Below are 21,936 nucleotides of genomic sequence, written 5' to 3' on the forward strand. Positions count from 1 at the left end.
ATAAAAAACCAACTCGGTCAATAATCTGTATCAGCTGTCAAAAAAATGACCCTGCCGGTGTCCATTTGATAACTCAGGCTCTCACCGGCAGGGCTCATATAGCGGCAGCTTTGATCCTGGTGGAGAAACTGCACCCGGATAACGGCCTTATCCGGCATGCCTCCCAGAAGCTGTTGCCAAAGAGCCACACAGCCGCTGTCATCCCGGCTGGGCGCCTGTGGCCAACCGGCCTTATTCATAGCCAATTGACCTGGAGGCTCAGGTCGTTCCAGCGTCTGCCAATCCAGTTGCATCTGTTCAGGGCGTCCCAGGCTCAGCCACTGGGATCTCACCATGGCCAATACATTCAGCAACCTGTGGTGTTCAAGCTGCAACCCTCTGGCCGACACCTGATCCACGGCTGAAAAATAACGTATTCCCAACACCGCCAGAATGACCAACAACAGCAGCAGTGCGGCCAGTCTGGCGAAGGTTCGCAGCAGATCTTCCTCGGCCTGATGCTGGCTGGGCATCAGCGACCTCCCTTGACCACATTGAGCATGTCCCACATAGGTAGATAGATACCCAGGGCCAGGATCAGCACCACAATGGCCACTATGCCGATCAAAATAGGTTCCAGCCTAGCAGTGAGGTTCTTGAGATCATAATCTACCTCACCTTCGTAAAAATCGGCGGCATCATTGAGCAGTTGATCTATACGGCCGGTTTCTTCCCCAACAGCAACCATCTGCAACACCAGGGGCGTAAACAGCTGGCTCTGATTGGAAACCCTCAGCATGGATTCCCCCGCTTCGACCCCACGGCGCATGTTGACGATTCTGTCGTGCATATAGCTGTTGTCTACGGCATCGGCCACCAAGCTGAGCGCCTGAGTCATGGGCACTCCGGCCCCCAACATCATGGCAAAACTGCGGCAATAACGGGCCAGAGTCGAGCGTTCGATTATGGAACCCACCGCTGGAATATGCAGTTTCCAGCGATCCCACTGTTTTTCGCCCTTCTCGGTTCTATGCCAATAACGCACCCCGAGTACAGTTACCACCAACCCCACCAGCATCAAGGGCCAGTAATTGACAAACAGGTTGGAAGTACCGATAAGCAACCGGGTCGCCCAAGGCAATTCGGCACCGAAGCGGGAAAACATTTCAGCGAACTTGGGGATCACCATAATATTGAGGATCACCAGTGCCAGTGCCACCGCCAACAGAACAAACATGGGATAACGCATGGCAGACTTGATCCGTCTGCGGGTTTCCTGCTCCCGCTCGATATAACCGGACAACTGCAGAAAAGCATCTTCCAGTTTGCCCGTGTTCTCTCCCACATGAACCATGGAGACGAACAAGGCGTCGAACACATCCGGATGGTGGTTCATTGCCGACGACAGCGGCCGTCCGGCGGTCAACTGTTCAGAGACATCCTGCAATGCCTCTTTCATCCGTTTGGAATGGGTGGTTTCCGACAGCCCGGCAATGGCTCGCAGAATAGGAATGCCGGAGCGGGTCAGGGAGTACATCTGCCGGGTAAATATCTGCAGCTCATCCAGGCCAACCCTACGCTTGAGCAAACCTTTGAGACTGAGATCCGGGCCAGGCTTGAGCTCAACAAGCTCCAACGGGATCACGGCTCTGGCCAGCAACAGATCGGCCGCCACGCTCTCTGAGGCAGCATCCAATTGTCCCTTGACCTGTTCACCGCGGGCATCCCGGCCCCGGTAGCTATAGAGCGGCATAATCAGACCTCATCCCGTTCCATCATCTCGGCCGCCAACGGCACTTGAGACTCGGAGACATCTTCCACCAGCTTGGCGACCTCTTCTATGGTCGTCAGGCCGCTGCGTAAATATTCCAGAGCCGATTCAGCCAGCGGGGTAAACTGTTCGCTGGCGTAAGCGGCACGGGCAAACTCATGGGGATTACCGCTGCGCATCGCCTCTATCATGGTTTCATCCAGTTCGAGGATCTCAAACACCCCGATACGACCGCGATAACCTGTGCCGGAGCAGCTCTGACACCCTGTGCCCACTCTGAGCCTGGCATCGGAAAAGTCGCGCTTGCTGATACTCTGGAGCCAGACCCTGTCCTGCGGCGTGAGCTGATAATCGGTGGCGCAGTTCTTACACACCCGCCGCACCAGGCGCTGGGCTATGATGACCCTGAGGGCACTGGCCACCAAATAACTGGCCGCCCCCATATCAAGCAAACGCAAGGCACTGGTAATGGCATCATTGGTGTGCAGGGTCGAGAGCACGAAGTGACCTGTCAGGGCACCGCGCAAGCCGATTTCGACGGTTTCCTGATCCCGCATCTCCCCCACCATTATGATGTCGGGATCCTGGCGCAAGGTGGTGCGCAGTACATTGGAAAAATCCAGGCCTATCTTGTGATTGACCTGCACCTGGTTGATCCGCGGCAGTTGATATTCCACCGGATCTTCCACGGTAATGATCTTACTCTCAGCCTTGTTCAGCTCACTGAGAATGCCGTAAAGAGTGGTTGTCTTACCCGAACCTGTAGGGCCCGTGACCAACAACATGCCGTGGGGGCGTTTTATCTGCCGCCGTACCCGCTCGAGAATATGCGGCGGCATTCCGGTTTCATTCAGGGTCAAGAGCCCTGCCGATTGGTCCAACAGCCGCATCACCACAGACTCGCCGTGATAGATGGGCATGGTAGACATACGCACATCTATCTGATGGCCTTTGATTTCAATATGAAAACGGCCATCCTGGGGCAAACGTTTTTCCGAGATATCCAAGCCGGCCATCAGCTTGAGCCTGAGCACCAGCGCTGCAGCAATATTGACCTCTTTGAGCACATTTTCCTGCAACAGACCATCCACCCGCTGGCGGATCCTGAGCGACTTGTCGCCGGGTTCAATGTGAATGTCCGAGGCGCGGATCTGTACCGCATCCTCGAAAATCGACTGCAACAGCTTAACCACTGTGGTTTCGTTGTCGCTGTCACCTTCGGTCAGACTGGCGAGATCGAACTGATCATCGGCGGCGTATTCTTCCTCCAGCTTGCCGGCCATCTGGGCAATGTGGCCGGTGCGGCGATAGAGGTTATCAAAAGCATCGAACAGCTGCTGTTCCTTCACCACCGCCAGTTTCAGGCGTCTTGGTGCCAATAGCACATCCAATTCATCCAGCGCCTGCAGATCGGCAGGATCGCTCATGGCCACCAGCACGGAATCGCTATCGGCTTCAATCACCAGAGCCCGAAAACGCCGCGCCTGCACTTCGGACAAGAGGTTGACCACCTCGGTAGGAATGGGGCGTTTGCTGATATCGATAAAGGGAATATTCAACTGATGCGAGAGAAACTGCAGCAGCTGCTCCTCGCTGATAAAGTCCATGTCTATCAGGGTGCGTCCCAGCTTGCGGCCGGTTTGCTTTTGTTGTGACAGCGCGTTTTGCAGCTGCACCTCGCTGATAATCTGCTCCTGTACCAGGAGATCACCGAGGCGCATTTTCAACTTGGGTTTCACTGGCGGCCTCCTATCTGGGCGAGTCGGTTTTCTATGTAATCACGGGCATCCGAGGACAAGCCCTGGCGCTTGAGTGCTTCCTGGTAACTGGCCTTGGCAGCGTCATAATCACCACTCGCATCCTGGGCATAGGCCAGCCCCAACCACCAGCGTCCCTGAGAGGCATCCTGCCGGATCAGGCTAAGATAACTTTGTTGTACCAAGGGCCAATCCTTGAGGCTTTGGCCAATTTCTGCCTGCAGTAGCCATTTCTCGCGCCCAAGCTCGCTGCCATCGGCTATCTGTTGCAAACTGGCAAGAGCCAGAGGCAACTCGCTGCGAGCCTTCTGCACCCGGGCCAGCAACAGCCAAAAGGTCGGTTGCTGCGGATAATTTTCGGCGCCTTGACGCAGCAGTACTGCCGCCTTGTCCAATTCGCCGCGGCCATAAAACAGCGCCGCCAGCTCCTGGCGGGCGTTGTGATTGGCATAATTCAAACGCAAGGCTTCGGCATAGGCCGACATCGCCTTGTCCAACTGCCCCAGCTCCTTGGCCTGTTGTCCCTGTTGTAATTTCTTTTGCGACAGCTCTGCCGGGGTCAGAGAAACCTGAGTCACACTCATTTTTGCCTGGCTTGGCTTGGCAGCCCCAGATGTGGATTGGGATATCCGGCCACTCTCATTGGGGCTGGGCTTCTGATCCAAGCCTGATTTTTCATCGCGACCAGGTCTTTCTATTTGCACTGACTGAGCCGGCTCTTGTCCAGCCTCCAGTTCGAGCGGCTCTTCCTTGGCTGCCAGACGTTCGGCAACTGCACTGGTTTCAAGGCTGTCATCGGCTCGGCTCGAGTTCAAGTTGCCTGTTTCTGAGCCATACATTTCCGGGCTTTTTGTTTCAAAGGCTGAGCCTTGAGCATTCAAGCCCGTATCTGGAGCTTTGGATTGTTCACTTCGAGCCAGGCTCTTGCTGGGAAGTTGCAGCGCCGAGTTCTGCGCCTCAGGCTCCAAACTTAATCTATCGCTGCCATCGGCAGCGCTTGAGACGGCTTTCGGCTGCGGCCGATTACGGCCCGTGGGTCCCGGCTCATACGGCACTGTCTGCGATGGCTCTGCTCGGCTTCCGCTTTGGTTTGCAGCTTGGTTTTGGGTTTGAGAAGCGCTTTGACTGCCACTTCCTAAATAACCACCCAGCCATAACCCCAGCGCCAATAGAGAGATGCCAAACAGCGTGCCGCCGAGCAGCAACCACCAGGGATTGGTCGCCGCTTGACTGGCCTGCCCCACCGGCACATGAGCTAAGTTGTGGGGCTGCTGGCGTTTATCCAGGTCCTTGAGCATCTGATTGACCACACTCATAACCAGACTCCCTTCATGGCATAAACCCCGACCGAGACGCCGACTGAAGTAAGGAGCAGTGCCAGAGTCGGCCAAAGCCAGCGCCAGTTCGAAGTACGGGAAGCATCTTCGGTATCCTTTATGGCGCCCTTGATATGCGCCGTTTTCACTTGCTGTTTGCCTTCACCGAAACAGAGCAGCAGCGCCTTGTGCGCCAAAATATTCACCAATCTGGGGATCCCTCTGGCAGCCATGGCGATACGTTTACTGTCTGCGGCGCTGAATAACGCCGGCCCCTGATAGCCGGCCACCGCCAATCTGTGGCGCAGATAGGCATAGACTTCATCCCGGGTCAGCGGCCGCAAGCGATAGCTGAAGGTGATCCTCTGGCGTAACTGTCGAAACTCTTGCTGCGCCAGGCGCGAATCCAGTTCGGGCTGGCCGAAGATCACCACCTGCAGCAACTTGCGGCTCTCGGTTTCCAGATTGGTCAACAGCCGCAAGGCTTCAAGACTCTCATCCGGCAAGGCCTGGGCTTCATCGAGCAACAAAACAATATTGAGCCCCTGGGCACTGAGCGCCAGCAGCTGCTGCTGGATAAGACCACTGAGTTGCTGCTGATCTTTAATATCATTCACGGCAATCCCCAGCTCCTCGGCAATCGCCAGCCTGAGTTCTGCCGGGGTCAGATAAGGATTGGGCAACCAGGCGCAGCGAAACTGCTGCGGTAACTCGTTGAGCAGTTTGCGGCACAGCAATGTTTTGCCGGTTCCCACTTCGCCGGTGACCTTGATAAAACCTTCACCGGTTTGCAGCGCCACCTGCAGCACCTGCAAGGCCTCCACATGGGGAGCCAACCCCAGGAAAAATCCTGTGTTGGGGGTCAGGGCAAAAGGCATGCTCTGCATGCCAAAATGCTGCAGATACATAGAAGCGGCTATTCCTGTGGATACCAGCGGTCAAGCAAGCTCTGAGAGCGTTGCAGTTCTTTTTGCCAGGTGCCATCAACTACCACGGTCGGCTTGAGCAAAATCACCAGCTCTGTCTTGCGCTTTAACTTGCTGCGATTGGTAAAGGCTTCACCGATAAAGGGTATATCGCCCAGCAGCGGCACCTTGGATACCACTTCGGTATTCTCGCTCTTCATCAGGCCGCCAATCACCACCACATCACCGGAAAGTGCCTTGATGACAGTGTCGGACTCACGGATTTCACTCTGTGCCAAGGGCAGATCCAACGAAGAGTCACTTATCTTGATACTCTTTTTCTGCTCTTTCACATCTGTGACCGAAGGATGCACATGCAGCAAGACACTGCCGTCTTTGTCTATTTGGGGCGTTACATCCAGAGCGATTCCCGAGAAGAAGGGCGTCAGCTCCACCTCAGGTGATGTCACCGGTGTAGTGCTGGCCACTGTGGTAGAGGAGACATCTGTGACAAAGTATTCGTCACGGCCAACTTTGATCACCGCCTTCTGGTTGTTGGACGCTGTCACCCTGGGGCTGGAGAGCACATCGACATCGCCTTGGGTATCCAGCAGAGTGATCATGGCGGTGAAATCCGTGCCTTTGAGTGATAAAGAGGTCACCCCTCCTATGGCCTCGGTGATCTGATCGCCAAACGAGCCCTCGCTGGTGCCAAAATTAACCTTGGTGTTACCGTCGGCCAAAGCGCTGCCAAGCACATCCTGCCACTGGATCCCCTGCTGGTAACCATCGGAGAGGGTCACTTCGAGGATCTTGGCTTCCAGAATAACCTGCCGCTGCAGATGGCTCTCGGCGGTGGAGAGGAAACTGCGGATCTGCCGCAGCTCGTCCGGATTGGCTCTGACGGTTACCAAGCCGGCCTGGGGAGTGACCACTACAGAGCGGCCGTCGCCACTGCTGCCGAGAATCGATTCCAGGGTCTTTTGCAGCTCGCCCCAGAAATCTGTCTTGGTGCGGGAACTGATGAAGGTGCCGTTGGTGTTATTGCTGTTCTGGTCGTTGCCGTTGTTGTTACTGCGGTTATTGCTGAAATTGCTGTTATTGCCGTTGTTCAGGCCATTATTGTTGAGGTTGTTATTGCTGTTGTTGTTATTGTTGTTGTCAGAGATCCTTCCCGAACTGACCGAAGTCAGCGACAGACCGATACGCTCCATATAGAGGTAATTGACCGGGAAAGTCTCGGTTCTCAGGCCTGCCGGATAGACCCTCAGGATCCGTCCTTCCCGGCTGATCTCATAGCCGTAAATGTCCTGTACTACCTGCAAGGCTTCACTCAGGGTCACGCCCTTGAGCGATAAAGAGATATTGCCGCTCACTTGTGGGTGCACAGCCACGCTGAAGGGAGTGCCTTCCACCAGACTCGGGAAAAACACCCTGGCATCGACATCATTGGCCGAGACATCAAAACGCCGCTCGGTCTGCATAGGTGCGGCCAGCCCGGCCAGAAGACCATCGGCGTTCAACTCTTGCTGCACACCGGGAGGCAAGCTGGCCGGAGGAGGCACTGCTGCCCTGGCATTTTGCTGCGCCATGGAATCGCGCAGCGCCTCTTTGGAGGCGGCTGGGTTGGGCCTATCCGTGGTTTGACAGGCCGCCAGGCCCAGAGCCAACAACGGCAGCATATAGGCGAGTCTGGTTTTCATTAATGTTTTTCCTTGCGCTCGGTAATCGCTTGAAACAGATAGAGTCGGCGACCATCGGCCAGCAAAACACTGTCCTGATCGATACGGCTTAACACCACCCCTTGAATCCTGTCTCCCTGGCGGTAAATTTGGTTATTGATCACGGCCCGCCTGCCCTGAGGTCCGCTGAGCAGGCTGCTCAGTATCAGGCCCTGTCCTCCCTGCTCCTTGGCTGGCAAATTTACTCCCTGTGCCGGCATGGTAGGGTCCCGCAGGCTGGCTGCTGCCAGACCCTGGCTGCAGAGCATCGCCAATAAGATTAAGCACTTAGCTGGATGATGCCACACTGATAAAGTCCTCATTGATGCTGAGCGTGTATAACTCAAGTTGCACACTGGCCTTGGGATACTCAGACACCCGGTAATCCAGGCGCTTCCAATAGAGCTTGTCCGGCATGTTTTCCACCGCTTGCACAAACTTGAGCACGGCGAAATAGTCGCCTTCAAACTCCAGCACTATGCCGTGACTATAGAGATTCATCTGTTGTTCATCAGCTTTGCCTACCACCAGCAAAGGTGTTGGGGCGACAGACTTGAAGCCGGTCAGCTGTATTCCTTGCACCCGTTCCAGCAAGGCGGTAAGCAATGATGGCATATAGCTGGCGGGCACCATGTCGACCATCTGGCGGTCCAGTTGTTGATCCAACGCGGCGATATCACGATTGACTTGCCCCAAGCGGGCCTTAAGCGGCGTATCAGGGTCTTCCGCCAGGCGTTGGCGATAGAGCTCCAGCTGTTGCTGACTGAGTTTGATGCTACTCTGGCCGGCATGCAGGCGTTGCAGATTGCTCTGGCGCTCCAGCCAGAAAGACTCCAGCGGCAGATACAGCAGAAACAGCAGCAATAACAGGCTGACTCCCGCCACCATGATCCTCTCTCTTTGACTCAAACCATCAAAGGCTTGGCCCAGACGCCGAAGGAAATTCATTTCTTCACCTCCCGGGCTTCACTGGTCAGGACGAAGGCCAGTGGCTGGCCTGGCTCCCGAGCCATGGTCATGGAAGCAAACGAGCGCCCTCTCAGACTCTCGGTTTGTTTGAGCTTGTCTATCCAGCGCGGCAGACTCTGCGGATATTGGCCGAAACCTTCAAACTCCAGCTTGTCTTCTTCAAGTTTGATGCGGCTCAGCCACACGCTGCCATCGGACACTTGGGCCAACTCCTGCAGCACAGGCGCAAAGCCCTTGGACGTCATGCGCTCCCGCTGCCCAAGCTCGGTCAGCAGTAAACCCTTGAGCTCTCGCTCCTGAGTACGACGTTCCAGCTCAATGACCAGCTCGGCACTAGGCTGACGCTTGGCCAATTCGGCTTCCAGTTGTTGTTTTTGGCTCTCCAAGGCCTGGCGCTGCGACTCGACCTCAAGCAACTGCCTGGACACTTGCGTTTGCTGCCACCATCCCAAGCCGATAAGTGAGAGTCCCAGTACCAAGAACACGCCAGCAATAACCAGCAAACGAACAAAACTGAGCCTTAGCCTGGGAGGCAAGAGTGAAGACGAATAGAGATTGATCCGGGTCTTGCTCATTTGCTACCCCGCTCCAATTCCAGATAGCTGAGCTCAGCCATTTTCATACCGACATCCATGCCGTTGACCGGACGCACCTGCTGGTTAAAGTTACTGGACACAAGTTGCGCCAGGGCATCGGTTTGCCCCTGAACCATGATTTCAATCGAGGCTACCGGCGCTTGTCTGAGCTGGCTTTCAAAAAAGTCCATCGAGCGCTGGATCTCCAGGCTGAGGGTATCGGCAACGCCGAACCCCAAGGATTCGGCATCGGTCTGGTGCAGTTCGGCAAATCCGCGAATGCGCCGCTGCATGTAGAGTTCACCCTCGCGCACCACAGTGAGCAGTAACTCCTGCCCGGGAATTTGGCTGATCACCAGCCTGGCCATAGGGTCTTGGCCAAAGAGGTTAGTGGGCAGTAACTCTTCGATGCTGATCCCCACCAACTCCATACCGGCCTTGTCTATTCCCTGGGCCAAAGCAGATAGGCTGCTGCGGGAGCAAACCACCACATTGAGTTTGTCACTGCTTTTAATCGGTGATTCGAAGTAGTCCAGATGGATATCGGCCGGCGGCGTGCTGACCATGTCCTTGACCGCCCAAACCAGCGCTTGAGCCATCTCATCGGCTTCTACCTTGGGCCGGTCGGCGCTCAGGAGTTGATAATGACCAAAGCCCAACGCCAACTGCAATTTTGAGGGGCCAAAGTCGGCATAGATAGCGGAAAACAGTACATTCCAATCATCTTTTTGCAGTGAATAGCTGTGGCAGAGTGCACCTTGGTTGTCACTGCCGGGGCGAAAGACCCAGGCGTGATTGGCCGCGAGGAAGATGCCGGTAGCGACGCCGGATTCGGACGAGCCAAAGCTAAAAAGACGACTGATGAATGACTTGTTCGTCATAGGTAACCCTGAGTCCCTGTGAAAGTGGTTGGCCTGACCTCGGCCTTAAGGTTAACAACTTGCTGCAACCTTAAAAAGTTAAGTCAATATTTTGGCGTATCCATTCTAAACACTAATCACTTCATTTTATAGGCAAATATTCTCAAACTGAGAACTGCTCTAAAGATAGGCTCACCCATGCTGATAAACAAGTCGAACGAAGACAAGGCTTGTACTCTTGCTCAGGCGCTGGCCGGCATAGGCTCGCTGAACCAGCTGCCCTGAGCGGCGCTGACCCCGAGTATTCTCAAAGTCTGCCACTCTTCGAACAGCTCCACGCCTTCGGCACAAACCTGTACTTCGGTGCGGTAGAGTCCACCTATCAGGCTGCGAACAAACAGCTGATTTTCGGGCCGTAAATGGATCTGCCGCACTATGGATCTGTGCAGTTTAATCAGCTCGAACCCCGTGTCCTGAATATACTGGGTGCTGATCACCTGCTGCCCCACATGATCGACACACAGGCGCGCGCCCATTTTGCGGATCATCTGCAGCCTGGAGGCTATCTTCTCCTGATTGGGCGCCGCGATATCCTCACTGACCTCGAAGATCAACCTGCCAGTCAGATCCCGGTATTCCAGCAAGGTGGTACGCAGCCAACGGATAAAGGCGCGACTCATCAGCGAATCCAGGCTCAGGTTGATGCTGAAACAAACCTTCTTGTCCGGCTCACTCGGCAGCAACTCAAACAAGACTCTTTCCAGAGTCTGGCGCTCAATTTGCGGCATCAGCCCACATTTAACCGCCATAGGCAGAAACAGGGTCGCCCGCACCAGATTGCCCTCGGGATCTCTGGCCCGGGTGAACACCTCTCTATGGTGCAGTTTGCCGTCACAATCCATCACTGGCTGGGTATAAGCGAGAAAACGCTTGTTGACCAAGGCCATTTCCAGAAAGCTGCGCCAGCGCACCGAGCCCTTGGCAAACTCCTGATCCACCGCGCCCTTGTCATACATAAACCAGGTATTGATCCCCTGCAGCTGAGCCGCTCTCAGGGCCATTTCAGCCTCTTCCAGCAACTGTTGCTGACCATCGCCCACCTTGAAGTAAGCCCCGCCGAGATGATAGAAGTTGTCGGCGTTGTCCAGCTTGGGCAACACTTGGCTTTGGCAGACTTTCAACAGTCGGATCGCCAGTTGATCTGCCTCCGCCAGGGAAATCTGGGTCACCACTATTGCAAACTGGTTATGGGAGCGGCGGGCAAAGAAACTGTTGGGCTGAGACTGCAGTATCTGGCTGATGCCGTTGACGTTTTGTCTTAGCAGCTCCAGCGTCAGGCTGTCTCCCAGCTGTTGCTGCAGCAGATCCAGGTCCTCCAGCTCCAACAGATAGAGCACCCCATGGGCTATCATGCCCTGTTCATTGCTCAGGGCATCGAGGCGATTCTTGAGAAACAGGCGGTTACCTATACGGGTGTCGGGATCCAGGAAAGTATTGCTGCGGATAAACTTGTCAAATCTGGCCCGCTCTTTCTGGGCATCGGCCAGCTCTTCCAGCAAGCGACTGAGGGCGCGGTTAATCAATCTGGGCTTACCCTTGCCCGGCATCGCCAGCGCTTTTTCATGCTCACCCAAGAGGATTAAACGGCTGCGCTGTGCCAGCTCTTCAATCCCCTCCAGTTGCCGCGAATACCAGAGATAGCCGAAACGGACAAACGCCAGCACGGCACCCACGCCGACCAGAATGATCAAGACTTCGTACCAACCTGGCCTGTGCTGGGAAAACGGCTGCGGCAGTTCCAGCTCCATGCGGATACCCGGGTTGTTCTTCAGCTGTGACTGATAACGCACCAGGTTTTCTGTGCCTATATTGCCTTTATATTCAAACAATAACTTGTCGTAATGCCAGAGCTTAAAGCTGGCGGCGTTGTAGGCAATCAACATGGGAGGCAGCCAGGACTCCAGTTCCCAATTGCTGCTGGGTTGGTACTGGTTGGTCAGCATGGTTTCCAGCTCCATGACCTTCTGTTGCTGGAACTTGTAGGTCAGCTGCAGGAAACTCATCATGGCACAGAGCAGAAACACAAACGCCACTGTCGTCAGCGACAAGAGCCAAAAACTGGTGAGTTTTTTTGTGAGAATTCGGGTGAGTTTCATCGAGGGCGATCCTGCCAGTCTTCTTATTCTTCTAAGTATTGAGCCGCCTCACTGCGGGAACTCAGTCTGTTGATTATTCAGCAGCCATACGCAAAAGGCAACCGACAAGCTGCATAGCACGGCAAATGCCCCGTTTGCCTTGCAGAAACAACAAAGGGGCCAAACAAGGCCCCTTGGGAGTAAAGCTGCTATCAGACTTCCGGGTATTGCGGCAGTGTGTCTATCTGAGCAACCTGAGAGTCTATGGCTGCTTGCGCCACAGCCTTGGCGACTTTGGGCAACAGTCTTGGGTCCATAGGCTTGGGCAGCACATATTGCGGGCCGAAACTCAGCTCGCTGACATTGGGGTAAGCCGCCAACACAGATGCTGGCACAGGCTCCTTGGCCAGTTCAGCAATGGCATAAACCGCGGCTATCTTCATCTCATCATTAATGCGGCTGGCACGCACATCCAAAGCGCCGCGGAAGATGAACGGGAAACAGAGCACATTGTTGACCTGGTTGGGATAGTCGCTGCGACCGGTTCCCATGATCAAATCGCTACGTATCTCATGAGCCAGTTCAGGCTTGATCTCGGGATCCGGGTTGGAGCAAGCGAAGATCACCGGCTTCTCGGCCATCATAGCCACTTCCTCGGCGCCGAGAACATCAGGGCCAGACAGCCCCAGGAACACGTCGGCCCCCTTGATCACATCCTGCAGCGTGCGCTTGTCTGTGTTGTTGGCAAACAGCGCCTTGTACTCGTTGAGATCTTCACGACGGGTATGGATAACGCCCTTTCTATCCAGCATGTAGACGTTTTCACGCTGGGCTCCACACTTGACCAGCATGCTCATACAGGCGATGGCCGCTGCGCCTGCGCCCATACAGACAAACACAGCCTCTTCCAGTTTCTTGCCCTGGATCTCGAGGGCATTGATCATCCCGGCGGCAGTAACGATTGCCGTACCGTGCTGGTCGTCGTGAAACACAGGAACCTGGCAGCGCTCGATCAGCTCACGCTCGATTTCAAAGCACTCAGGCGCCTTGATGTCTTCCAGGTTGATACCACCAAAGGTGTCGGCAATCGCTTCGACTGTATGAATAAACTCTTCAGCTGTGCGGTGTTTTACTTCGATATCTGTGGCGTCGATATTGGCAAAGTGCTTGAACAGCAAAGCCTTTCCTTCCATTACCGGCTTGGATGGCAAGGGACCAAGGTTACCCAGACCCAGAATGGCGGTACCGTTGGAAATCACGGCAACCGTGTTGCCCTTGTTGGTGTATCTGTACGCATTGGCAGGATTGGAAGCGATTTCACGTACCGGCTCTGCCACCCCCGGGCTGTACGCCAGCGCCAAATCCATACTGGTCTCGGCGGGCTTGGTCAGCGTCACTGCGGTTTTGCCTGGAACGGGGAACTCATGGTAATCGAGCGCTTTTTGACGGAAATCTGTCATTTTTAAATCCTGAAATGCGGAATGATATTAAGTAAAAACCGTACAAACACAGGTCTGGATCACTGCAGAACTCCCTCTACAGTGACTCAAATCACAAGGCGCTAAAGATACGCGAAAAGGCATTGTTTTAAAACAGTGAGATAGAAATTTTCCGCTTAAGTCAGGCATTTTGCTTCTAAGGGGGATTTTCTAAACTTATCTGTGATGGATGAGTGGCGATTATCTGCCATTTTTTGTAGGAAAAATACAACTTACCCCGCACTATAACGGCTCTTTTAAGCGAGTTCAGCGCTAAAAGGTTGCTAAAATTACCAGATCCGGCCTGAGGTATGCCGACATAGAAGTTATTATCCAGAATAAGCCACAAATACTGTCCCTTTCTTTCAAAATCTGTCACCACACCTCTGACCAGCCGATACTGATTTAAATCCTGCTGGCCGATAGCCGAAACCGCTTTGGGCGCATAGTCGTCAAACACCCACAAACCTGTACTCTGAGTTCGTGCTTGCTGCTCCAACTTGGCAAAGCATTCCCAAAACGGATGTACAACTACACCAGTAAGCGGGGAAGGTGTCACAAGACTGAAAGTTTACGGCGAAGATGAATGGAAGATGCGTAAATATGATAAAGTGAAACCGCGGTTTTAGCGTACGCTACATCTGGCGACATATGCAGCTGCACACAAAATCATCGGCTCCCACATGAACTGGCTGGATTGGGTTGAAAATCATGGGTTCAGGGCATTTAAACCTGTGAATTTTCCCATGGGGGGACAGCTACCTACAGTGTAAAACAACAAGTTATGTAACTGTTGGGGTACATTTTAAATATTGGGATGAGACACGGTCCGATGAACGAGTAAAAGCGGTTTTTAAAGTGGAAAAGAAAAGTATCAATATCCACTTAACGAAATCTACAAAAAACCAAATAGAGATGAAAAACTTTCAAGGAGCATATTATGTATTTCTCTTTAATAACCGAAAACTATTTTACATCAACGACGAGTTTTACGTGCATTGATAATAGAGTACTTCTCTATAGTACTGATGAATTTAAACCTACATCTTCATTGAGACCAATTGTATGGCAGGATCAGGAAAGTGCTGACACTTCAAAAATTGGACACATTATTGATAGTGGAGATCTTTCAATAAGTAAAGATCTAGCGGAGATTATAATGAGTTTTGATCCTTATGGTGTAGAGTTCTATCCATCTAAATTAACGCTAAAAAACTCTGAGGTTAGTGAGCGTTATTTGTTGGCAATTAATAATGTCATTGATGTTATTGATGAGGAAGAGTCTGATATAGAAGTATCTCCTTACAATGGAGATTTAATCATCCATGACTTATACATATCAGAAGAAAAACTAAAAAACACACCTTTTAATAAAAGAGTTGTTTTTAGAGTTAAAGGAGCTGAAACTGCAATGTTCTTCTGTGAAGAAGTATTCAACATACTGAATTGTGATTCTTCCTTTAAGGATTTAAGAATGGAGAAAGTTCATACAGATGATCTTGCTGTGGATATTTAAGGGGTAATAAAGATATGGAATATCGTTTACCCCTACATTTTCCTTTTCAGCAAAGACCTTGAGCCAGCCGCTCGGCATGGTGTTGGACGGTTAGGTGCATGTAAAGACTTTTCCAAATAGCTTCTGCTCATAACAAGCCCTTCTGCAACAGGGGCTGCGGCAACAATAAACCATCCGGAGTAAAGACATAGGCCAGAGTGCGACCATAGGGATCCAGCTTGGTTGGGCCAGACATCAGCGCCAGTTCATCCCCCGCTTTGAGCTTAGAGGTGACAAAGGCCCTGGCCTCCAGACTGTAGCGCTGAGAGAGACTGGGATATTGATGATCTATCTCGGGGGCATTGACACCTATCAAGCGTATCAGGCGGCCATCTTTGAGTGTGAGGGTATCGCCATCATTGATATAGGCGAGTGTAACCTTTTCGCTGGCAGTATAGGGAATACACTGATTGCCGCTGGTGCTGGCCTGCGCCAATCCCAAAGACAGCAAACTGCCCAGCAGCAACAGACATATAATCATGCATGAATGACGCCCAAAGCCAGATCCTGAGTTAGTACTGTGCCATTGAGATATCATGGCGCCTCCCTTGGCTGTAATTGCTTCTTGGCTGAGTGGAATCACTGTCAAAATCCTTTTTTAACTCTTAACGCTGCCCCCTAGCCCCGGGTCAAGGTGATATCCGAAACATAACCGTGGGCACAACTTTGCAAGGCCTTACTAAGCATGGCTGCGGCTTCATCGGCAGTCATAAAGCTCGACGTATCCACCAATTTACCGCTACTGGGCCAGAACCCGGTTGCCATTCCACCGGGGTAGACGGCTATCAGCTTTATATTGCTGCCCTTGAGTTCCAAGCGTAAGGATTCCAGCATGCCTCTGATAGCCCATTTTACCGCGCAGTAACTGCTCTCTCCGGCCTTGGGTTGCAGCGCCGCGGTAGACATGACAATCACCAGTGTCATGCTCTCTTGCCGCCAACGGGCCAACATGGCTCTGAGCAGCAACAGAGTAGACAGCAGATTATTGTCGATAAGGGTCTTTATCTCGACCGGTGACTGAGTTTCCAGGTTACCGAAGCGGCCACTGCCGGCACAGTGCAGCAGCATTTCGGGGGCCTCGCCCAAGGTATCGAGCAGAGCCTCAATCGCTTGCGGATTGGTTAAATCTGTGGCTTGGCAACTGACACCGGGCAACTCTGCCGCCAGTTGTTGCAACCTCTGTTCGCTGCGGCCGGTTAACAGTAAGGACGCTCCTTCAGCATGATAACGCCTCGCCAGCGCTGCCCCCAAGCCACTGCTGGCCCCGGTGATCAATTTCATTTGCTTTGTTCTCCGACTTCAGATGGGGACTGTGGCAGAGGCCGATAGGTTTGGCTTTGCCAGTCAAATTGATAGGTTTTGCCCTGCCATTGATACAAGGTGCGACTACCTTGTTGTATCACCCTGGCGTTGGCCGGTAGGCTGGCGCGACTCCCTGTGTCGGCCAAGGTTTCGAAGTGAGTCGTTACTCGCTGCGGTGGCGCCACCACCACAGGCTCCGGCTTGGGTTGCCTGCGATATACATAGGGGCGCTGCCAGCGATCTCTGTACCAAGGATCATCCCACTGCCAACGATTCCACGGGTCGTAGCGCCAGGGATTGTTAACGCCCCAATACAGGCCCCAATGAATTCGTGAGCCATGGTTATGCCGGCGGTTGTCATCTTCTCTGTGAATATCCCCCTGATAGGGGCGCTCGGCATGGGAGTTATCCCAGGCAGCAGCCACCTGTGGCAAACTCATCAGTATCAGACTCAGGAAAAATGCTCGTTTCATATAGCCTCCAGGCTTCAAGGCCCGCAGCTTTCATGCTACTACGGCTGGCGCCCGGATTCATCAGTGAATCGCAGGAGAAATAAAGATGACTCAGCGTGCATTCAGCCAAGGGGCGCCTGTTTGTCTCTGCTCCCCCATGCTACAACAGTTAACCGCTGCCGGGATTAATGCTATAGTGCGCGCCATTAATGCATTCGGCAGCGAGGCTATTTCCACATGAGTTTTAAGGATTTACGCAGTTTTATCGATCACCTCGAGAGTCAGGGTGAGCTCAAGCGTATCAGCTATCCGGTTGATCCTTATCTTGAAATGACCGAAATAGCCGATCGGGTGCTGCGTGCCGGTGGCCCGGCCCTGTTGTTTGAAAATCCCAAGGGCAAACAGATGCCCGTGCTGGTGAACCTCTTCGGTACTCCGAAGCGGGTCGCCATGGCCCTGGGCAAGGATGATCCCATGGCGCTGCGGGACGTGGGCGAACTGCTGGCGTTTCTCAAGGAGCCCGAGCCCCCCAGGGGCTTCAAGGATGCCATAGCCAAGATCCCCATGTTCAAACAAGCGCTGAACATGCCACCCAAGACAGTGCGTAACGCCCCTTGCCAAGAGGTGGTGTTGCAAGGCGATCAGGTTGACCTGACCGCCCTGCCCATTCAGCACTGCTGGCCCGGCGATGTTGCACCGCTGGTGACCTGGGGTTTGACCATCACCAAAGGGCCGAGACAAAAACGCCAGAATCTGGGGATCTACCGCCAGCAACTGCTGGGCAAGAACAAGCTGATCATGCGCTGGTTGTCACACAGAGGCGGCGCGTTGGACTTTGCCGACTTTAAACAGCAGCACCCAGGTGAAAAATATCCTGTGGTAGTGGCTCTGGGCAGCGATCCTGTCACCATTCTCGGCGCCGTCACGCCAGTGCCCGATGCCATGAGCGAATATGCTTTTGCCGGGCTGCTGCGCGGTGAGCGTACCGAAGTGGTCAAGGCCTTGAGTTGCGATCTGGAAGTACCGGCCACCAGTGAGATCATTCTCGAAGGTTATATCGATCCCGAGGAGATGGCGGTGGAAGGCCCCTACGGTGATCACACAGGTTATTACAATGAAACTGACAGTTTCCCTGTGTTTACCGTGACTCATGTCAGTCACAGAAAAGACGCCATCTACCACAGCACCTACACAGGAAGGCCACCGGATGAACCGGCCATGCTCGGGGTAGCGCTCAATGAAGTCTTTGTTCCTATCCTGCGCAAGCAGTATCCGGAAATCGTCGACTTTTACCTGCCACCGGAGGGTTGTTCCTACCGGATGGCGGTGATCTCCATCCGCAAACAATATCCCGGCCATGCCAAGCGGGTGATGATGGGAGCCTGGTCTTTCCTGCGTCAGTTTATGTATACCAAGTTTATTGTCATAGTCGATGAAGACGTGAATTGCCGCGATTGGCAGGACGTTATCTGGGCCATAACCACTCGGATGGATCCCAGCCGCGACACTGTGATGATAGACAACACACCCATTGACTATCTGGATTTCGCGTCACCCGTGGCGGGACTGGGATCCAAGATGGGCCTGGATGCCACCAATAAGTGGGAAGGTGAGACCAACCGCGAATGGGGCACCCCAATAGTGATGGACCAAGAGGTTAAACAGCGAGTGGACGAGATTTGGGAGCAGTTGGGCATAGAAGACCAAGCTACCCTATAATCCGCAATAACTGCTTTAGCCATTATTAAAATAAGCCTTCAACAGAGAGGTAAAAAGGAAGTTCGATGAATAGCATCCGCTGTAAGATAGAGAAAGTTGCCCCATTCAATGACGCTGTGTACCAAGTATTGCTGCGCCCCGAAAAACCGCTGGAGTTCAAGGCCGGTCAATACCTGTGTGTGGTAATGGGTGAGAAAGACAAGCGTCCCTTCTCCATAGCTTCGGCTCCCGGCAGCGAACTCATAGAACTTCACATAGGCGCAGCCGTCAGCGAGAGCTATCCCATGCAAGTGGTCGAGCGGCTGAGAAATAACAGCCATATCGATATCGAAGCTCCGGGCGGCGAAGCCTTCCTCAGACACCAGAGTATCAGGCCCAGACTGCTGGTTGCCGGTGGTACAGGCTTCTCCTATATCAAGAGCCTGGTAGAGCAGCAAATCGCCCTGGGGCAAAAGGTTGAAACCCTGCTCTATTGGGGCTGCCGCAATCCTGAAGCCATGTACTACGAAGCCATCGCCAGAGAGTGGCATCAAGCGCACCCTTGGTTGCACTTCGTGCCGGTAGTAGAACAGGCCGAGGCCTACTGGCAAGGGAAACAGGCCAATCTGCTGGCGCAGATACGCTCGGACTTTGTCAGCCTGGTGGGCTATGACATCTATATTGCCGGTCGTTTCGACATGGTCGGTGCCGCGCGGGAGCTGTTCCGCGAGATGGGACTGGATGAAGCCCACCTCTACGGCGATGCCTTCGCCTTTATCAAATAACTGTCTTCATCATTATCCAATAATGGCCGCTGCCAGCGGCCGCTATTTTTTGCCACCATTAATGTGTGTCAGCTCTCATCCACCGGGGTGCACAGTCCCAGCGCTCTGACATAGAATAAACAGATACACAGAAACCCCGGACACAATGGAGTTCCCATGAGTCATCCTCAAGTCACATCACTGAAACTGAAGCGTAAATCCAAACTGCTCGAGATAGGCTTCGATGATGGCAGTCAGTATCAACTGAGCTGCGAATTTCTGCGGGTTCACTCTCCATCGGCCGAAGTACACGGCCATGGCAACCCCAAGCTGGTGACTCACAAAAAAGAGGTCAACATCAGCGCCATTGAGCCGGTCGGCAATTATGCAGTGAAGCTGGTCTTCGACGACGGCCATGATACCGGCCTCTATTCCTGGCAGATACTGCACCAGCTCTGCACCCAACACACCGAACTCTGGGAACAATATCTGGCTCGGCTGCGTGCCGAAAAGGGCAGCCGTGAAGCCCTGATCAGCATGAATATCAAATATAACTGAGGAAGGTGCGAACAAATTCCACGAGGAGTTATTCGTACCTTTGCTAGCGGATCAGCGAGCCCAAAGGCAGCCCGCTGAGCGCCCTGGCATCCTGCTTGGAAAACCAGGTGTCGGGTAATGTCACCTGCTGCCATAGCTCCCGGCACAGCGATTGGCTGTCCTGCCAATTGCCGGCCAACAGCCAAGGCACCAGCAGGTCGCCCACATCCGGGTAGTTAATCGGCTCAGGGCTACCCCGTTTGAGCCAACGTTTCACCGTTTGCGGCTCCAGCGTCATCATGCTGTCGGCCGCTGCCAGCAGCTCCAGGGCGGCCACATTCGACAGCTGTTCAAACTGCCCAAGCAAGGGTTTAACCAAGAGCTTTTTACCCAGGGTCAGGGCTTCACTGGCCAGTTCAAATCCGGCATTGGCTATCACCCCACCGCAACTGGCGAGATCGGCCTTGAAGCCTTCACGATCAAAACCATGCCACAGAATATGCTCAGGTAAAGCAACTGGCGCCGCCTGGCTGTGATACACCATAAAACGGTAGTCATGGAAAGGGTGCAATAATTCGGCAATAGCTTGTGGGCTCTCAAACGGCAGATACACCAAAATATCGTGTGAATGTTCCACGGCGCAGCGGCTGACATCGACAAAGGGCGGCAATATTGGGTAGCCAAAGTGATGCCAGTGACACCCCAATGCCTGATCCACGGGAGCGAAGTTTTCCAGCAACCAGTCGTTGAACCAGGAGTTTCCTACTTTGGGCACAGGGTATTTGAGGGAAGCCTGATGACTAATGCCTATGCTGGGCACCCCCTGACGCCTGGCGGCCCAGGCCGAAACCGGCTCAAAGTCATTGAGCAAGAGATCATAGCCACTGAGATCCAACTCGCGAATGTCTCGCCAAAGCTCAACGGCGGAATTGTGCATCAGTGTCTTGGGGATGCTGACCCGTCCCTTTTGAGTCACAAAGGTCAGCCCGGAACAGACCCGGTAATCGCCGAAGGCCTGCATATCAAAAAACTGCTCCGGCTGGCGACCACTGAAGAAATAATCAACCTGAATATCGTGCTTTGCCAAGGATTTGGCTACTACTCTGGCGCGACTCAAATGGCCATTCCCTGTGCCCTGAACGCCGTAAAGTATCCGCATTGATAGTCCTTATATCCAAACTACTGCTATGAGAGTGGCACTGCTGCCCAAAAGGGCACCGGCCAAGATATCGAGAGGGTAGTGAACACCGAGAAACACTCTGGAAACCCCAACCAGGCCAGCCCAGATAAATGCCGGCACTGCCAGCTGCGGGTAAATTTGCCATACCGCACTGGCGAACACGAAGGCACCCGCCGTATGGCCGGACGGCAGACTGAATTTGTCAGAGGGCTCAAAGCTGGCCCTGAAGCCCACCAGAACCTGATGACATGGGCGTTTACGGCGAATGGCATTTTTGAGTAACAGGTACAAAGGCAATTCCACGGCATACGCCAACAGCAACAAAGCGAAGAAGCGCTGTCCATCCTGCTCCAGCAACATAAGCAGCGCCAGACACAGGTAAAGCGGACCATTACCCGATGCAGAAAACTTGAGGGCGCTGGCTTCCAGATCATGTTTGCGGCCAAATTGTGTCAGCGCGCGAAAGGTTCGAAGATCGAGTTCAGCAAGGTAGGTAAACATGGCTGAGGCTCCTTCTGTGGACAGTAAGGAGCCGGGTCAAGGGCTCCAATCTGTGTAGCAGTAAAGAGCCTAGTCAAGGGGTGTGACGGACAGGTGACACCTGCCCTAAGCTTTTATGACATCAGGCAGTGACAGTAGCCCGGCCACGATAGATTTTGATCAAATGATAGATGTTGATACAAGCCACAAAGGCGTTCATCCCCGCTACCGGCCAGGCAGAAATAGCTGCACCGTAAATCACAAACAGGGTACAACCGGTAAAGTTGATCCAACGCAGCCAGATAATGTCCTTCATCATCAGTGAAATAGCCACCATGATGGAGGCAAAATAGCCAACGATTTCAACTGTGTTAAGAGCTTCCATAAGGCACCTCATTAAGGCCCTCTGCCGTCCATAAGCCTGACGGGGGATCCATGCCCCTAAAGCAGGTTAAAGTTAAGTAAGTTTGAATGGTGCCAATGCTAACAAAAGTCACAACAG

General features: G+C 53.5%; 24 protein-coding genes. 5 read left to right on the forward strand and 19 right to left on the reverse strand.

All coding sequences use genetic code 11. The annotated features are described in order from the left end of the window. Nucleotides 1–17: 17 nt before the first annotated feature. The 13 genes from ACWAU4_RS19455 to ACWAU4_RS19515 form a co-directional block, all read right to left on the reverse strand. Nucleotides 18–512 (reverse strand): MSHA biogenesis protein MshF, encoded by a 495-nt coding sequence (locus tag ACWAU4_RS19455; protein ID WP_107005198.1) that lies wholly within the window; start codon nucleotides 510–512, stop codon nucleotides 18–20. Beyond that, the gene (locus ACWAU4_RS19460) at nucleotides 512–1,732 is read right to left on the reverse strand and encodes a type II secretion system F family protein (RefSeq protein ID WP_025011845.1); all 1,221 of its coding nucleotides are present in this window, start codon (nucleotides 1,730–1,732) and stop codon (nucleotides 512–514) included. The genes ACWAU4_RS19455 and ACWAU4_RS19460 overlap by 1 nt, the downstream gene beginning before the upstream one ends. A 2-nt stretch (nucleotides 1,733–1,734) precedes the next feature. Beyond that, nucleotides 1,735–3,489 carry a GspE/PulE family protein gene (locus ACWAU4_RS19465; RefSeq protein ID WP_025011844.1) on the reverse strand — a complete coding sequence of 585 codons (1,755 nt, stop codon included), beginning with the start codon at nucleotides 3,487–3,489 and terminating at the stop codon, nucleotides 1,735–1,737. Continuing rightward, nucleotides 3,486–4,823: a tetratricopeptide repeat protein gene (locus ACWAU4_RS19470; RefSeq protein WP_454290357.1), complete on the reverse strand. Its 1,338-nt coding sequence runs from the start codon at nucleotides 4,821–4,823 to the stop codon at nucleotides 3,486–3,488. Before ACWAU4_RS19470 ends, ACWAU4_RS19465 begins: the two co-directional genes overlap by 4 nt. After that, nucleotides 4,820–5,731 (reverse strand): ExeA family protein, encoded by a 912-nt coding sequence (locus tag ACWAU4_RS19475; protein ID WP_335899752.1) that lies wholly within the window; start codon nucleotides 5,729–5,731, stop codon nucleotides 4,820–4,822. The genes ACWAU4_RS19470 and ACWAU4_RS19475 overlap by 4 nt, the downstream gene beginning before the upstream one ends. Nucleotides 5,732–5,739: 8 nt before the next feature. Then, nucleotides 5,740–7,431: a pilus (MSHA type) biogenesis protein MshL gene (mshL, locus tag ACWAU4_RS19480; protein ID WP_096141129.1), complete on the reverse strand. Its 1,692-nt coding sequence runs from the start codon at nucleotides 7,429–7,431 to the stop codon at nucleotides 5,740–5,742. Next, a complete protein-coding gene (locus ACWAU4_RS19485; RefSeq protein WP_223828866.1) occupies nucleotides 7,431–7,649 on the reverse strand; it encodes a general secretion pathway protein GspB in 219 nt (72 codons plus the stop codon). Before ACWAU4_RS19485 ends, mshL begins: the two co-directional genes overlap by 1 nt. An 88-nt stretch (nucleotides 7,650–7,737) precedes the next feature. Beyond that, nucleotides 7,738–8,397 carry an MSHA biogenesis protein MshJ gene (locus tag ACWAU4_RS19490; RefSeq protein WP_025011840.1) on the reverse strand — a complete coding sequence of 220 codons (660 nt, stop codon included), beginning with the start codon at nucleotides 8,395–8,397 and terminating at the stop codon, nucleotides 7,738–7,740. After that, nucleotides 8,394–8,993: a PilN domain-containing protein gene (locus tag ACWAU4_RS19495; protein WP_025888262.1), complete on the reverse strand. Its 600-nt coding sequence runs from the start codon at nucleotides 8,991–8,993 to the stop codon at nucleotides 8,394–8,396. Before ACWAU4_RS19495 ends, ACWAU4_RS19490 begins: the two co-directional genes overlap by 4 nt. After that, the gene (locus ACWAU4_RS19500) at nucleotides 8,990–9,874 is read right to left on the reverse strand and encodes an MSHA biogenesis protein MshI (protein WP_096141131.1); all 885 of its coding nucleotides are present in this window, start codon (nucleotides 9,872–9,874) and stop codon (nucleotides 8,990–8,992) included. The genes ACWAU4_RS19495 and ACWAU4_RS19500 overlap by 4 nt, the downstream gene beginning before the upstream one ends. A 221-nt stretch (nucleotides 9,875–10,095) precedes the next feature. Beyond that, nucleotides 10,096–12,009, reverse strand: coding sequence for an RNase E specificity factor CsrD (csrD, locus tag ACWAU4_RS19505; protein ID WP_101058384.1), 1,914 nt, complete (start codon nucleotides 12,007–12,009; stop codon nucleotides 10,096–10,098). Nucleotides 12,010–12,200: 191 nt separating this feature from the next. Continuing rightward, nucleotides 12,201–13,448: a malic enzyme-like NAD(P)-binding protein gene (locus ACWAU4_RS19510; protein WP_025011583.1), complete on the reverse strand. Its 1,248-nt coding sequence runs from the start codon at nucleotides 13,446–13,448 to the stop codon at nucleotides 12,201–12,203. Nucleotides 13,449–13,623: 175 nt separating this feature from the next. After that, the gene (locus ACWAU4_RS19515) at nucleotides 13,624–13,926 is read right to left on the reverse strand and encodes a hypothetical protein (protein WP_101058383.1); all 303 of its coding nucleotides are present in this window, start codon (nucleotides 13,924–13,926) and stop codon (nucleotides 13,624–13,626) included. 480 nt (nucleotides 13,927–14,406) lie between these two features. Between ACWAU4_RS19515 and ACWAU4_RS19520 the strand changes: the two genes are divergently transcribed. Beyond that, nucleotides 14,407–14,982, forward strand: a complete 576-nt coding sequence (locus ACWAU4_RS19520) for an imm11 family protein (protein ID WP_454290358.1) — start codon at nucleotides 14,407–14,409, stop codon at nucleotides 14,980–14,982. A 127-nt stretch (nucleotides 14,983–15,109) separates the two neighbouring features. Here the strand turns inward: ACWAU4_RS19520 and ACWAU4_RS19525 are convergent, their stop codons facing one another. The 3 genes from ACWAU4_RS19525 to ACWAU4_RS19535 all read right to left on the reverse strand — a co-directional run bounded on the left by ACWAU4_RS19525 (nucleotide 15,110) and on the right by ACWAU4_RS19535 (nucleotide 16,796). Beyond that, complete coding sequence (locus ACWAU4_RS19525) at nucleotides 15,110–15,502, reverse strand: thermonuclease family protein (RefSeq protein ID WP_157824609.1); 393 nt, start codon at nucleotides 15,500–15,502, stop codon at nucleotides 15,110–15,112. Nucleotides 15,503–15,639: 137 nt separating this feature from the next. Continuing rightward, nucleotides 15,640–16,302 (reverse strand): SDR family NAD(P)-dependent oxidoreductase, encoded by a 663-nt coding sequence (locus ACWAU4_RS19530; protein ID WP_101058381.1) that lies wholly within the window; start codon nucleotides 16,300–16,302, stop codon nucleotides 15,640–15,642. Then, nucleotides 16,299–16,796: a hypothetical protein gene (locus tag ACWAU4_RS19535; RefSeq protein WP_208125164.1), complete on the reverse strand. Its 498-nt coding sequence runs from the start codon at nucleotides 16,794–16,796 to the stop codon at nucleotides 16,299–16,301. The genes ACWAU4_RS19530 and ACWAU4_RS19535 overlap by 4 nt, the downstream gene beginning before the upstream one ends. A gap of 85 nt (nucleotides 16,797–16,881) precedes the next feature. Here ACWAU4_RS19535 and ACWAU4_RS19540 point away from each other — a divergent pair, with 85 nt between their 5' ends. The 4 genes from ACWAU4_RS19540 to ACWAU4_RS19555 all read left to right on the forward strand — a co-directional run bounded on the left by ACWAU4_RS19540 (nucleotide 16,882) and on the right by ACWAU4_RS19555 (nucleotide 19,795). After that, nucleotides 16,882–17,016, forward strand: coding sequence for a hypothetical protein (locus ACWAU4_RS19540; RefSeq protein ID WP_260849183.1), 135 nt, complete (start codon nucleotides 16,882–16,884; stop codon nucleotides 17,014–17,016). Next, a complete protein-coding gene (gene ubiD, locus ACWAU4_RS19545; protein WP_071475666.1) occupies nucleotides 17,013–18,494 on the forward strand; it encodes a 4-hydroxy-3-polyprenylbenzoate decarboxylase in 1,482 nt (493 codons plus the stop codon). The genes ACWAU4_RS19540 and ubiD overlap by 4 nt, the downstream gene beginning before the upstream one ends. Nucleotides 18,495–18,559: 65 nt before the next feature. Next, nucleotides 18,560–19,258 (forward strand): NAD(P)H-flavin reductase, encoded by a 699-nt coding sequence (gene fre, locus ACWAU4_RS19550; protein WP_208125165.1) that lies wholly within the window; start codon nucleotides 18,560–18,562, stop codon nucleotides 19,256–19,258. Between the two features lie 156 nt (nucleotides 19,259–19,414). Then, a complete protein-coding gene (locus ACWAU4_RS19555; RefSeq protein ID WP_025011577.1) occupies nucleotides 19,415–19,795 on the forward strand; it encodes a gamma-butyrobetaine hydroxylase family protein in 381 nt (126 codons plus the stop codon). A 43-nt stretch (nucleotides 19,796–19,838) separates the two neighbouring features. Here ACWAU4_RS19555 and ACWAU4_RS19560 read toward each other — a convergent pair whose 3' ends face one another. The 3 genes from ACWAU4_RS19560 to ACWAU4_RS19570 all read right to left on the reverse strand — a co-directional run bounded on the left by ACWAU4_RS19560 (nucleotide 19,839) and on the right by ACWAU4_RS19570 (nucleotide 21,819). Further along, complete coding sequence (locus tag ACWAU4_RS19560; protein WP_144131702.1) at nucleotides 19,839–20,933, reverse strand: MJ1255/VC2487 family glycosyltransferase; 1,095 nt, start codon at nucleotides 20,931–20,933, stop codon at nucleotides 19,839–19,841. Nucleotides 20,934–20,942: 9 nt separating this feature from the next. Beyond that, entirely contained in the window at nucleotides 20,943–21,455 is a 513-nt protein-coding gene (locus tag ACWAU4_RS19565) for a phosphatase PAP2 family protein (RefSeq protein WP_025888251.1), read from the reverse strand. Nucleotides 21,456–21,576: 121 nt separating this feature from the next. Next, nucleotides 21,577–21,819 (reverse strand): YgjV family protein, encoded by a 243-nt coding sequence (locus ACWAU4_RS19570; protein ID WP_028781361.1) that lies wholly within the window; start codon nucleotides 21,817–21,819, stop codon nucleotides 21,577–21,579. Between the last annotated feature and the right edge of the window lie 117 nt (nucleotides 21,820–21,936).

This window comes from Shewanella sp. FeAMO (assembly GCF_053653955.1).

Excerpts from the sequence above, each read along its gene's own strand:
- ACWAU4_RS19455 (WP_107005198.1), bottom strand. The coding sequence starts at position 512 with ATGCCCAGCCAGCATCAGGCCGAGGAAGATCTGCTGCGAACCTTCGCC.
- ACWAU4_RS19460 (WP_025011845.1), bottom strand. The coding sequence starts at position 1,732 with ATGCCGCTCTATAGCTACCGGGGCCGGGATGCCCGCGGTGAACAGGTC.
- ACWAU4_RS19470 (WP_454290357.1), bottom strand. The coding sequence starts at position 4,823 with ATGAGTGTGGTCAATCAGATGCTCAAGGACCTGGATAAACGCCAGCAG.
- ACWAU4_RS19475 (WP_335899752.1), bottom strand. The coding sequence starts at position 5,731 with ATGTATCTGCAGCATTTTGGCATGCAGAGCATGCCTTTTGCCCTGACC.
- mshL (WP_096141129.1), bottom strand. The coding sequence starts at position 7,431 with ATGAAAACCAGACTCGCCTATATGCTGCCGTTGTTGGCTCTGGGCCTG.
- ACWAU4_RS19490 (WP_025011840.1), bottom strand. The coding sequence starts at position 8,397 with ATGAATTTCCTTCGGCGTCTGGGCCAAGCCTTTGATGGTTTGAGTCAA.
- ACWAU4_RS19495 (WP_025888262.1), bottom strand. The coding sequence starts at position 8,993 with ATGAGCAAGACCCGGATCAATCTCTATTCGTCTTCACTCTTGCCTCCC.
- ACWAU4_RS19500 (WP_096141131.1), bottom strand. The coding sequence starts at position 9,874 with ATGACGAACAAGTCATTCATCAGTCGTCTTTTTAGCTTTGGCTCGTCC.
- csrD (WP_101058384.1), bottom strand. The coding sequence starts at position 12,009 with ATGAAACTCACCCGAATTCTCACAAAAAAACTCACCAGTTTTTGGCTC.
- ACWAU4_RS19510 (WP_025011583.1), bottom strand. The coding sequence starts at position 13,448 with ATGACAGATTTCCGTCAAAAAGCGCTCGATTACCATGAGTTCCCCGTT.
- ACWAU4_RS19520 (WP_454290358.1), top strand. The coding sequence starts at position 14,407 with ATGTATTTCTCTTTAATAACCGAAAACTATTTTACATCAACGACGAGT.
- ACWAU4_RS19525 (WP_157824609.1), bottom strand. The coding sequence starts at position 15,502 with ATGATTATATGTCTGTTGCTGCTGGGCAGTTTGCTGTCTTTGGGATTG.
- ACWAU4_RS19530 (WP_101058381.1), bottom strand. The coding sequence starts at position 16,302 with ATGAAATTGATCACCGGGGCCAGCAGTGGCTTGGGGGCAGCGCTGGCG.
- ACWAU4_RS19535 (WP_208125164.1), bottom strand. The coding sequence starts at position 16,796 with ATGAAACGAGCATTTTTCCTGAGTCTGATACTGATGAGTTTGCCACAG.
- ACWAU4_RS19540 (WP_260849183.1), top strand. The coding sequence starts at position 16,882 with ATGACTCAGCGTGCATTCAGCCAAGGGGCGCCTGTTTGTCTCTGCTCC.
- ubiD (WP_071475666.1), top strand. The coding sequence starts at position 17,013 with ATGAGTTTTAAGGATTTACGCAGTTTTATCGATCACCTCGAGAGTCAG.
- fre (WP_208125165.1), top strand. The coding sequence starts at position 18,560 with ATGAATAGCATCCGCTGTAAGATAGAGAAAGTTGCCCCATTCAATGAC.
- ACWAU4_RS19555 (WP_025011577.1), top strand. The coding sequence starts at position 19,415 with ATGAGTCATCCTCAAGTCACATCACTGAAACTGAAGCGTAAATCCAAA.
- ACWAU4_RS19560 (WP_144131702.1), bottom strand. The coding sequence starts at position 20,933 with ATGCGGATACTTTACGGCGTTCAGGGCACAGGGAATGGCCATTTGAGT.
- ACWAU4_RS19565 (WP_025888251.1), bottom strand. The coding sequence starts at position 21,455 with ATGTTTACCTACCTTGCTGAACTCGATCTTCGAACCTTTCGCGCGCTG.
- ACWAU4_RS19570 (WP_028781361.1), bottom strand. The coding sequence starts at position 21,819 with ATGGAAGCTCTTAACACAGTTGAAATCGTTGGCTATTTTGCCTCCATC.